Below are 10179 nucleotides of genomic sequence, written 5' to 3'. Positions count from 1 at the left end.
GGTGGATTCCAGTGAAATGGCATTCAAGCTCGCTGCAAAGGGAGCCATGAAAATTGCCGTGGACAAGGCCAAGCCTGTCCTACTTGAACCTATCATGCTTCTTAGTGTATATATAGAGAATGATTATCTGGGTGATATCCTTTCTGACCTGAGCAGCAAACGTGGACGGGTACTTGGTCAGGAAGATATGGGAAATATGCAGTTGGTGAAAGCCCAGGTACCACAATCAGAACTACTCAACTATGCAATCGACCTGAAGTCGATGACAAGTGGTACGGGAAGTTTTGAAATGGAGTTCGACCATTACGAGCCTCTCAGTGGGAAACTGGCTGATGAGGTGATCAAGGCCTACAAGGATTCCTTGGAGGAAGAGGAGTAGGTGGTGGACAATCAGATTATTGCTTTTCTGATTGCTTGAGAGTGAATTTGTGGAACCTTGGAAGGGAGCTTGCGGCGGCAGGCTCCCTTCCCTCATCTCAGCGTTTTTCCACCCAAACCTCATTGATCGGATGGGACTTTGCAAGCCCCTTCTGCTCAAACCGGGTAGTATCCCGCCAAGGGACAGGCGGGGCAAATCCCCCATGGGGATTTGCCAGGGATGGTGTATTGCCAAACACCTCAAGCATCTGGTGGGCATACTCTTCCCAGTCCGTGACACAGTAGATGTATCCTCCCTGTACCAGCTTGCTTGCAAGCAGTGAGGCAAAGGGCTGCTGGATGAGTCGACGTTTCTGCTGTCGTTTCTTCGGCCATGGGTCAGGAAAGAAAATGTGGAATCCTGCAACACTGCCATCCGGAATCATGGAGCGAAGCACCTCCACTGCGTCGAAGCGCATCAGACGCACATTGTCCAGCCCTTCCCGCCCCACGACATCCAAGAGCTTGGTGAAGCCACAGAGGAATACTTCCAATCCAAGGTAATTGAACTGGTTTCGCTCCTTTGCAATACGGCTGGTGGCACTCCCCATGCCAAAACCAATCTCAATAACCAAGGGTTTTTCGTTCCCATACACCTGATGGTAGTCCAGCATTTCCTGACGGAACGGGATTCCATAGGTTGCGTAATAGCGCTTGACCGCCTCAACCTGGAAGGTCTTCAGATAGCAACCCCTGAGCACATAACTCTTGATTGGCCGTCTATCTCCCTCCCTTCTGCTCTCCACCCACTGCAATTCCGGAATATCCTGGAAAATTGTATCTTGTGTAACCTGCATGCAAACTCCTACAGCAACCGCTGCAGCTTCTCCATCAGGAACACGGCCTTGTCCTTGAGGGAGACTGCATCAGTCTTCATATACATACTGTTCATCTTTCGCGTATCCAACCATACACGATTATTACTCAAGGCAATGAGATTCATCACCTTGTTCACATTCAGATCTGCAACCTTGCCGAACTCAATGGCAACCACCCCCTTGCGGTCTGTCAAATGGATGATTGACAGTTTGCGGCAGATAATCTTGATCTCTGCAATATAGAGGAGATTGGCGACCTCCTCTGGAGGCGGCCCGAACCGGTCACTAAGCTCGCTGCTCAAGGAGTGCAGCTGTTCCTCATTGTTTATGGAGGCTATCTTTCGATAAATTTCGAACTTCACTGAAGGAGCCTTGATATAGGTGTCAGGAATAAACCCTGTGTAATCGAGTTCGAGGAATACTTCCTTATCCTCCTCTTTCAATCCTTCATTCCGCAAATCCCGGATTGCCTCATCAAGGATTCGGATGTACATATCAAGACCGACAGAGGAGAGCTGTCCGCTCTGCTCGCGTCCGAGGAGATTCCCGGTTCCCCTGATCTCCATATCCTTCATGGCTACCTTGAAACCAGAACCGAGCTCCGTATGCTCACTGATGATCTTGAGCCGTTTCACTGCAATCTCACTGAGGGCACTGCCCTGGGGATAGAAGAGGTAGGCATATGCCTGACGGTCATTACGCCCCACCCTTCCCCTGAGCTGGTAGAGCTGACTGAGCCCATACCGATCGGCCCGGTCGATGATCATGGTATTTACGTTGGGAATATCGATACCATTCTCGATGATGGTAGTCGAGACCAAAACCTGTATTCCCTCATGGACAAACCGTCTCATGGTGTCTTCCAGTTTGCGGCTGTCCATCTGCCCATGGGCACTCTCAATGATCAAATCCGGCAACAAGGTCGTCAGTTGCTGGACCACCTCATCAAGGCTTTCAATCCGATTGTGCAGGAAGAAGACCTGACCGCCCCTATCCACTTCCTCCCTGATCGCCCGGACAATGACATCCTGGTCATACTCACCGATATGTGTCTCAATGGGACGGCGTGCGATGGGAGGGGTTGCCAGCAGTGACATGTCCCTGATCTTCAGGAGTGACATGTAGAGGGTCCGCGGAATGGGTGTGGCACTGAGAGAGAGCGAATCAATGCTGTTCCTCAATACCTTGATACGCTCCTTGTCCTTGACACCGAAACGCTGTTCCTCATCGACGATCAAGAGGCCAAGATCCCTATACATGATATCCTTCTGCAGGATACGGTGCGTACCGAACAGCACATCAACCTTTCCTTCTGCAACACTGAGCAACGTTGCTTTCTGGTCTTTCTTGGGCACGATCCTGGAGAGTTGTGCACACCGGACGGGAAAACTCCCCAACCTGCTGACAAAGTTCTGGTAATGTTGCTCTGCAAGAATGGTGGTAGGGGCCAGGAACGCAACCTGCTTCCCTCCCATGACTGCCTTGAACGCAGCGCGGAAGGCTATCTCGGTCTTTCCGTAGCCAACGTCCCCACAGACCAGACGGTCCATGACCATCGGCTTTTCCATATCCTCCTTGATATCCTCGATACAGGACAGCTGGTCAGCTGTCTCATCGAAGGGGAAGGATGCCTCGAACTGCAATTGCCAATCAGTATCCTTGGGGAAAGCAAAACCTGGGCTGTTTTGTCGCTTTGCATAGAGCGTTATCAGATGCTTCGCAAGGTCCTCGGCTTTTTTGCGGGCCTTGGCTTTCTTGTTCTCCCAACTGATGCCACCAAGCTTATCCAGTTTGGGGGTCCCCCCATCGCTTCCGATGTAGCGCTGGACCAGGTTTGCCTGCTCGATGGGAACATAGAGCATCTCACTGTCTGCGTATGCGATCTTGATGAAATCACGTTCACGGTCAAAACTGGAAACCCGGTCAATCTTGACAAATCTCCCCACCCCGTAGTTGACATGGACTACATAATCTCCCTCATTCAGATCGACAAATGAGTCCAGAGGGGTCGACTGGGTATGCTGCAAGGTCTTGACCACCTGCCTTCTTCGTCCAAATATCTCGTGCTCACAGATGGCAATGATCTTCGCACTTGGGAGGGAGAATCCTCCAGAGAGTTCCCTCCTCTCATAGGAGAGAAAGGGGAAAGCGCCGAGCATCTGGCTCAGGCGTTGCAGTTGCAACTGGTTCTCTGCAAAGATGGTCACCTTCCATCCTTGTTTCTCAAAGCTCTTGAGGTCTTCCTTGAGCAGGGTGAAATTCCCAAAGTAGGAACGGGGTCCTTCAATATCGAACTTGAATGCACCAGGGGTCTGCCCAGCTAGATCCATCACGGTAATGGAATATCGGCAGGAGCTCTGGAAGAGAGGGAAATCAAGCAACAATGCATCCGGTTTGAGCGCATCACGGTCTTCCAGGAAAGCTTGCCGATAGAGTGACTTTGCTTCAAGTTGCAAGCTATGGAAGCTGGTAGCAAGCCGCTTGTCCCCGATAAAACAGAACAGGTCATCGTCACTGAGGTACCCGTTGATCGAGGAGGTGATAAGCTTATCGCTTGCATCCACCAAGGATAAGCTGAAATGATCTATCGATGACCGGGTTTCCTGCGTGATGGGATCAAAACTGCTGATCTTGCCCACTTGATCCCAATCAGCATAAATCCTGAAAGGATGGTCACTCTCATAGGGGAAAATATCCATGACCTCCCCTCTTAGGCTGAATTCACCGATTGCATTCGTGGAGACAGTATTGATATAACCCGCCCGGGAGAGTTGCTCTGCAATGCTGATACTGTCAAATGCTCCGCCAACCCTGACCGATAAGGATGAGGCTGAAAGTGTCTCAGGACTGACCAATGGACCAACAAAAGCCCTCAGGTGGGTTACAATCATCCCATGACGCATCTCAGTGATGGAAGTCAACCGATTGATTTGTTCATACTCAACATTGTCCCCGCTGAATGGGGTATAGAGCTTTCTCCCATTGCTGGGAAGATAGATTGTCTTGAGTTCATTGCTGTAGGGTGCATCCTGATTCTGTGAGACACCACTGTCCTTGAGCAGGTCCTTTGCACTCTCCTCGGTTGGGCATATGACCCAGATACGGCCTTTATGCTTGCGTGCGATCATACGAAGGAACTGGGCAAGTGGATACCCCTCCAACCCTTCCAGGTGCAGGTGCCGGGTGGTTGTGCCATACGCCTTGTAAGCGGTGCTGTTTTTGATATACGATTGGACAAGGGTTGAAATAGGTGTTTGCATAAGCGCCATTACCCTATCATGAGCAAGAAGGTTATGCAAGATAATGGAAAGCACACTTGATAAGAAAGCACTGGATACACTCGCTCTTGCCGTACAGGAAGCAGGGATTTATGCCAAAGCACAACAACCACATATCAGCCGGTCGTACAAGAAGGATGGGTCGGTAATAACAGAGACGGACCTGGCAATCTCGAAGCGGATCATATCCGTGATCGAGGAGCTCTTCCCCTCATGCAACATCATCAGTGAGGAGACACTCACCCCATTCAGCGAGAGTGCTCCTTACACCTTCGTCCTTGACCCTATCGATGGCACGGATGTCTACTCCCAGGGACTCCCTTGCTGGGCTGTGGCATTGGGGATTCTCAACAAGGACAGGGTGCCGGTCGGCGCCATGATAAGCGCCCCCCGCTGGGGAATCGGGGAGGATGATCTTTTCCTGCGACTTGACCCAGGAAAGGAGATCCTGATAAATGGGCAACCACTGATTGTAGCAGGAAATAAGGACTTCCCCCATCAGATCACCATGGGGTCAAGCGGGCAGCGATTGATGGATTTCTCCCGGTATGAAGGGAAGATCAGGATCTTCGGTTCCTCCATCATCCACATGCTCAGCCCTGTTATCTATGAGCACATCCAAGGATGCGTAAACCAGAGTTGTTATGTTTGGGATGTAACCGCCTCCCACGCAGTGCTGCTCTCAGCAGGAATGCTGGTGGAGTATGTGGATGGAAAACCCTTCATATATGATGATGACTTCCTCGTGCATCGAAGGCCATTCTCCCCTTCCCTCTATGCAGGGACAAGGGCATGCATCGATGCACTCAAGGTGGTACTTCCCCCTAAAGGCTAGGGGTTGGAATCTTGTCCTTGTCGTACCAGAACCGGGCAAGATACATGAACGGGGTGTCCATGACAGCCACCACCCACTTCAGCAGGTAGGTACTGATGACAATACCGGTCAGGACCTCAGTTGGATACACACCCCAGAATGCGATGAATGTAAAGACCAAGGTATCGATAAGTTGGCTGACGATGGTACTTAGGTTGTTCCTGAGCCAGAGCGTACGATTACCCGGCCGCTTGCGTTTCCAATAATCAAAGGCCCATATATCGTGCAGATTGCTTATTACATAGGCGACCAGGGAGCCGAAGGCGATGCGGGGCATCAGGCCGAAGACCAAGGAGAGCGAGGAATGGGCGATATCCGATGCAGCGGGTTCAAACAAGAGTGCCACCTGCATGATAATCGTCATTGAGAGCAAGCTGAAGAAACCAATGGCAACCGCCTTTGCTGACTCCTTCTTGCCATAGAGCTCACTGAGAATGTCTGTAGCCAGAAACCCGGTGGCATATACAATATTGCCCAAGGTTGCATCCAGTCCAAAAAGCACCACATTCTTTGTCACCTGGATGTTTGCCACGATGACACTGATGGGTATCCATATATAGAGTCCCAATTTCCCCCACAACCTGAAAGCGATGAGAATCATGACAAAGTTCAGAGCAAGCATTACCATCCAGAAGAGTTCATTCATAGTGTTTCATCCCTTATACCCGACATACGTGATTTCCACCCGCTCCCTGGGAATGGAAAAACTGTTCAGAACCTCTTCTATGAACGGGATGCGTACTGCAGCGAAAATCTGCAGGTTGGGTGTTTCCAAGGCTTTCCTGAAGGAAACTGCAAGCCCCTCCCCGGATATTTCCAACTTCCCGATCTCATCAAAGATGGCGACCTGAGAACCCGAAAGACTCTGGATTATCCGATCATTGATCCAATCAAAGGCTTGTTCATCCAGGTAGAACCTACCAATACGCTTTCCTTGGGCGAGGGGCATCTCAGAGAGTGCCAATCGCTCTTCTTGAGAAAAGAGATCCTTGAGTCTATACACGGTTTTTTCAGGATTTGCAAGGGCAAGAACCCCACAGATATGCATCTTCTGGGATCTGCACTGCCTCACCAGTTGGACCAAGGACGTTGTCTTTCCTTGGTCACGTTCAGCAGCATGGATGGTCAGCCTAGCTTGCACGGAGGAACCCTTGCAACACATCAAATGCTTTCATGGAGTCCTCTCGCTTGATTACAAAGGTCAACTCATTCATGGTGGAGACAATCTCAATGACATTGATCTGTTCCCAGGCAAGATGACGCACTGCTTCATAGACAATACCAGGGGTTTGCAGGAAATCCCCGGTAAATACCAAGGAGAGAGCAACCAGGTCATTCATCTGGTTGAGAATCTCCTCCCCTTCGGTCAACTCATCAACGAGGTAACGATATTTCTCGCTTACCGCCAGGGATACCTCGTGGCTTCCCAGCGTAATGTTGAGAAAATCACCTTTCTCGGTCGATATATTTCGATACAGGACTCCCAACTTACTGATGAAGTTGTCTTTTCTGACCAGGTTGACATCAAAGATATTGGTTTTCATGACAATTCCATACTCGACATTCCCATGATTGGTCTTTGCATTTTCCCTCTTCAGCTCTTCCCCATAACGACGGAGGGCCATCACAATGGCACTGGCCTTGACCTCTTTGCCGTATGCTTTCTGGACTTCGTCCTGGATAAAGGAGGCATAGTTGCTGAATGAGAGAATCCCATTGATCAACATCTCATGGATAAAGGGACTCTTATCGACTATCCTTTTGACACAGCTACTCACTGATTCCGCCATACTATCCTCCAATATGTTATTATTATCACAGAATAGTTCCAATTACAACAAACAGAGCATAAATTAGTAGATTTTTGTGCAGGCTCAGAAAACGCAAGCTTTTACTGAAGAATCTACATATAGCGTACCCTTTTTCATATTAATTGAAATTGCTTGGGTGCCAACCACTATTTCATTGTTAATTTACACTGTTTGTGTTACATTATAGAGAGAAAGGAGTACCCCAATGCGATGCCCACACTGCTCATCAATGGATGACAAGGTCCTTGAATCCAGACAAAATTCCAGCGGTTCCTCGATCAGGAGAAGACGGGAGTGCAATATCTGTGGTTACCGATTCACCAGTTATGAACGGATTGAAGACAAGCCACTGATGGTTATCAAACGTGACGGAAGAAGGGAGCCCTTTGATTTGAACAAGATCGGCCGAGGAGTACGCTCCTGTACCGAGAAACTGAAGATCAGCGAGAATGAGATTGACCAGCTGCTGCAGAACATCGAGGATGCCATCATGCTTAAGGTGGGAAGCAAGAGAGAGATTGCCTCCAGCGATATCGGGAACGAAACACTCAAGCAGCTGAAAGAAGTCGACCTGGTCGCTTATGTCCGGTTTGCCGCCGTCTACAAGGCATTCAATGACCTTGGTCAGTTCATCGCAGAGATCCAGAAGCTGGGCAAGGAACTTGCCTAGCGGGCATCAAACCATTTCCCGGTCAAGGAATGTTCAATACTGTCATTGAGATGTTCAGGCTTGAGAATCTCATTGGCACAATCGAGGCAGAAATTGTCACTCATGCCCGCCACATAGTCATAGATGAGCCGGCTGGTATTCCCGTCTCTCTCTTCATATGCTTCATGCATATCCATCAAGTGATGGTAGAAGCCCATTGCAAGCATGTTCTTTTCCTGTACATACAACGATTCTTGATAGCCATAGGTTCCCAGTAAGAAGTTGAGGTAATCGAGAATAAGCGTAAACAAGCGGTTGAAGTACCGTTCATAGCCTTCCAGCATGGGACTCTTGTAGATGGACCGGTAGTTGAAACTGATCATCTCCTGAACAGCGGGAAACACCTCATCACTGAAACTGATTCCCACCTTTTCGTTGGAGTGCTCAATGACATCACTTACCAAGGTATCGATGATATCAGCATTCCTTTTCCCAAGCATACGGGAAACCTTCTGCGGAAGCTGTTCCTCAGTGATGATCCCAAGCCTGCAGGCATCTTCGAAATCCCTGCCAAGATAGGCAATGGTATCACTGAAACGAACCACGGCACCCTCATAGGTGGCAGGAATCAAACCCTTTCTGCTGGTAATCTGATCAAGGTCCCTCACGGCAAATGTCGGCATGATGGACTGCACCAACTGCTCGCCGTTATGGCAGGCAATGCCATCCCTGACTGCATAGGTCAGATTAAGCCCCTTCCCGTGTGAGGCAAGGAAATCGACGACTCTCAGGCTGTTGACCTCGTGTTCGAACGGAAGAAACCCCGCTTCCTGCATTTTTGCCGAGAGAATCTTCTCCCCAGTATGGCCGAACGGGGTATGACCCAAATCATGCCCCATACCGATAGCCCAGGCAATCTCGTTATCCAGACCAAGCCCCTTGCAGATTGTGGATGCGATCGAGGAGACGTGCAGGCAATGTTCCATTCTCGTACAGATATGGTCATTGCTGGGGGCGAAGAATACCTGGGTCTTGTGCTTGAGCCTTCGGAATGGGGAAGAGTGGATGATGGCTGTCGTATCACGATAGTACGGACCTCGCACATCCTCTCTCTTCTCCCTTTTTCGTTTTTTCAACAGTGTACTGGAGATCTGATTTTGTAATTCCATAGTTATTCCCCAAAGAGTTGCCCTATGGTATCATAGGAAAAGACCCTTTGGATAGCGGAGGAACCATGATTGAAATCTATGCACTGCCTTTGGTTTGCCTGCTCTTGAACTTCCTTGCATTCACAGCTTGTCTGCGTTTTCTTTTCTCACGGCAGGGACTCTATTGGATTGTACCACTCTTTCTCACCTTTTTTATTCTCTGGCCCAATGCACTCAACCTGTATCAGGTTGCAAGCAATGCTGCGCAGGTGAGCCTTCCCTACTCCTATCTTGATCTACAACCGCTCTTGCTCTCTCTGTTCTGGTACGCCATGATAGTCACCTTCCACTTCGCCCTGAAGAAAACCATCAGGGTGAACCACTATGAAGAGCAGGTAAGAAAGAACCTCCATGAAGCGCGCTACCAGATGGCTGTGGAGATGATGATCCAGGGCCGAAAGGAAAAACGCAGGAGACAATACTACACCAAGGCTCCTGCCTCTGCTCCTGTACTGGATGCGTACAGTTCCACCTGGACTGACCTGTTTGACCAGAGATGAATATGCAACACCTCTACTTCTGCGGAATCAAACACAGCGGCAAATCCACGCTGGGAAAGCTTGCCGCCCAGGCATTGGGATACTCCTGGGTCGATCTGGATGACTTGGTTCTCCAGGGTATTGCTCCATACCATTCCATCCGTGATTTCTATCAGGAGGCGGGCAAGGAAGCCTTCATGGAAGAGGAAGTGAGGGCACTCAAGGCATTTCTCAAGACGAGAGAAACCCCATACATCATCAGCCTTGGGGGAGGAGCCTCGGACAACCAAGCCCTGATTGATGTGATCAAGCAATCAGGAAAGCTTGTCTATCTGGAAGTGAAGGAACCGGTCCTCCTGCAGAGGATCCTGGAGGGAGGGGTTCCCCCCTTTCTTGATCCCTCACATATCGAGGCTTCGTTCGCTTCGCTGTATGAAAGGAGACATGCACGCTATAGCAACATTTGTGACATCATGGTACGATTACCAAATTACCCGGACGTCCGCGATACGGCGCGGTTCCTTGTTGAAACACTGAAAATCGAGGTTTGATATGGGGCACAACAGTTTTGGCACAGCATATACCGTCACCACATTTGGTGAGTCACATGGACCTGCTTTGGGAGTGGTCATCGATGGGGTCGAA

10 protein-coding genes and 1 pseudogene are annotated in these 10179 nt (G+C 49.7%); 5 read left to right on the top strand and 6 right to left on the bottom strand.

Features of this window, described 5'->3' with window-relative positions; genetic code table 11:
* A pseudogene (locus tag AB7S66_RS09080) lies at positions 1 to 379 on the top strand (elongation factor G); the annotation flags it as partial.
* 97 nt (positions 380 to 476) lie between these two features.
* Here the strand turns inward: AB7S66_RS09080 and trmB are convergent.
* Together trmB and mfd are read right to left on the bottom strand one after the other, a co-directional pair.
* Positions 477 to 1214: a tRNA (guanosine(46)-N7)-methyltransferase TrmB gene (trmB, locus tag AB7S66_RS09075; RefSeq protein WP_428519256.1), complete on the bottom strand. Its 738-nt coding sequence runs from the start codon at positions 1212 to 1214 to the stop codon at positions 477 to 479.
* Positions 1215 to 1222: 8 nt separating this feature from the next.
* A complete protein-coding gene (gene mfd, locus AB7S66_RS09070; protein ID WP_428519254.1) occupies positions 1223 to 4495 on the bottom strand; it encodes a transcription-repair coupling factor in 3273 nt (1090 codons plus the stop codon).
* 43 nt (positions 4496 to 4538) lie between these two features.
* Here mfd and AB7S66_RS09065 point away from each other — a divergent pair, with 43 nt between their 5' ends.
* The gene (locus AB7S66_RS09065; RefSeq protein ID WP_428519252.1) at positions 4539 to 5348 is read left to right on the top strand and encodes an inositol monophosphatase family protein; all 810 of its coding nucleotides are present in this window, start codon (positions 4539 to 4541) and stop codon (positions 5346 to 5348) included.
* Here the strand turns inward: AB7S66_RS09065 and AB7S66_RS09060 are convergent.
* From AB7S66_RS09060 to AB7S66_RS09050, 3 genes are read right to left on the bottom strand one after another with little or no spacing between them, the layout of a single operon-like run.
* Positions 5338 to 6033 carry a queuosine precursor transporter gene (locus AB7S66_RS09060; protein WP_428519250.1) on the bottom strand — a complete coding sequence of 232 codons (696 nt, stop codon included), beginning with the start codon at positions 6031 to 6033 and terminating at the stop codon, positions 5338 to 5340. The genes AB7S66_RS09065 and AB7S66_RS09060 overlap by 11 nt on opposite strands.
* A gap of 6 nt (positions 6034 to 6039) precedes the next feature.
* Positions 6040 to 6528, bottom strand: a complete 489-nt coding sequence (locus AB7S66_RS09055; protein WP_428519248.1) for a nucleoside-triphosphatase — start codon at positions 6526 to 6528, stop codon at positions 6040 to 6042.
* On the bottom strand, positions 6518 to 7177 hold the full coding sequence (locus tag AB7S66_RS09050) for a hypothetical protein (protein WP_428519246.1): 660 nt from the start codon (positions 7175 to 7177) through the stop codon (positions 6518 to 6520). The genes AB7S66_RS09055 and AB7S66_RS09050 overlap by 11 nt, the downstream gene beginning before the upstream one ends.
* A 226-nt stretch (positions 7178 to 7403) precedes the next feature.
* Here AB7S66_RS09050 and nrdR point away from each other — a divergent pair, with 226 nt between their 5' ends.
* A complete protein-coding gene (gene nrdR, locus AB7S66_RS09045; protein ID WP_428519244.1) occupies positions 7404 to 7868 on the top strand; it encodes a transcriptional regulator NrdR in 465 nt (154 codons plus the stop codon).
* On the opposite strand, the gene AB7S66_RS09040 is transcribed toward nrdR, so the two are convergent.
* Complete coding sequence (locus AB7S66_RS09040; RefSeq protein ID WP_428519242.1) at positions 7865 to 9016, bottom strand: deoxyguanosinetriphosphate triphosphohydrolase family protein; 1152 nt, start codon at positions 9014 to 9016, stop codon at positions 7865 to 7867. The genes nrdR and AB7S66_RS09040 overlap by 4 nt on opposite strands.
* Positions 9017 to 9081: 65 nt before the next feature.
* Between AB7S66_RS09040 and AB7S66_RS09035 the strand changes: the two genes are divergently transcribed.
* On the top strand, positions 9082 to 9555 hold the full coding sequence (locus tag AB7S66_RS09035) for a hypothetical protein (protein ID WP_428519240.1): 474 nt from the start codon (positions 9082 to 9084) through the stop codon (positions 9553 to 9555).
* Positions 9556 to 9557: 2 nt separating this feature from the next.
* On the top strand, positions 9558 to 10085 hold the full coding sequence (locus AB7S66_RS09030; protein ID WP_428519238.1) for a shikimate kinase: 528 nt from the start codon (positions 9558 to 9560) through the stop codon (positions 10083 to 10085).
* Positions 10086 to 10179 lie beyond the last annotated feature (94 nt).

It is taken from the genome of Sphaerochaeta sp., assembly GCF_050178175.1.
Taxonomy (GTDB): domain Bacteria; phylum Spirochaetota; class Spirochaetia; order Sphaerochaetales; family Sphaerochaetaceae; genus Sphaerochaeta.
This window is presented reverse-complemented; position numbering and strand designations above follow the sequence as displayed.

What these genes read in the sequence shown, in the direction of transcription:
- trmB (WP_428519256.1), bottom strand. Translation starts at nt 1,214, where the DNA reads ATGCAGGTTACACAAGATACAATTTTCCAGGATATTCCGGAATTGCAG.
- mfd (WP_428519254.1), bottom strand. Translation starts at nt 4,495, where the DNA reads ATGCAAACACCTATTTCAACCCTTGTCCAATCGTATATCAAAAACAGC.
- AB7S66_RS09065 (WP_428519252.1), top strand. Translation starts at nt 4,539, where the DNA reads ATGGAAAGCACACTTGATAAGAAAGCACTGGATACACTCGCTCTTGCC.
- AB7S66_RS09060 (WP_428519250.1), bottom strand. Translation starts at nt 6,033, where the DNA reads ATGAATGAACTCTTCTGGATGGTAATGCTTGCTCTGAACTTTGTCATG.
- AB7S66_RS09050 (WP_428519246.1), bottom strand. Translation starts at nt 7,177, where the DNA reads ATGGCGGAATCAGTGAGTAGCTGTGTCAAAAGGATAGTCGATAAGAGT.
- nrdR (WP_428519244.1), top strand. Translation starts at nt 7,404, where the DNA reads ATGCGATGCCCACACTGCTCATCAATGGATGACAAGGTCCTTGAATCC.
- AB7S66_RS09040 (WP_428519242.1), bottom strand. Translation starts at nt 9,016, where the DNA reads ATGGAATTACAAAATCAGATCTCCAGTACACTGTTGAAAAAACGAAAA.
- AB7S66_RS09035 (WP_428519240.1), top strand. Translation starts at nt 9,082, where the DNA reads ATGATTGAAATCTATGCACTGCCTTTGGTTTGCCTGCTCTTGAACTTC.
- AB7S66_RS09030 (WP_428519238.1), top strand. Translation starts at nt 9,558, where the DNA reads ATGCAACACCTCTACTTCTGCGGAATCAAACACAGCGGCAAATCCACG.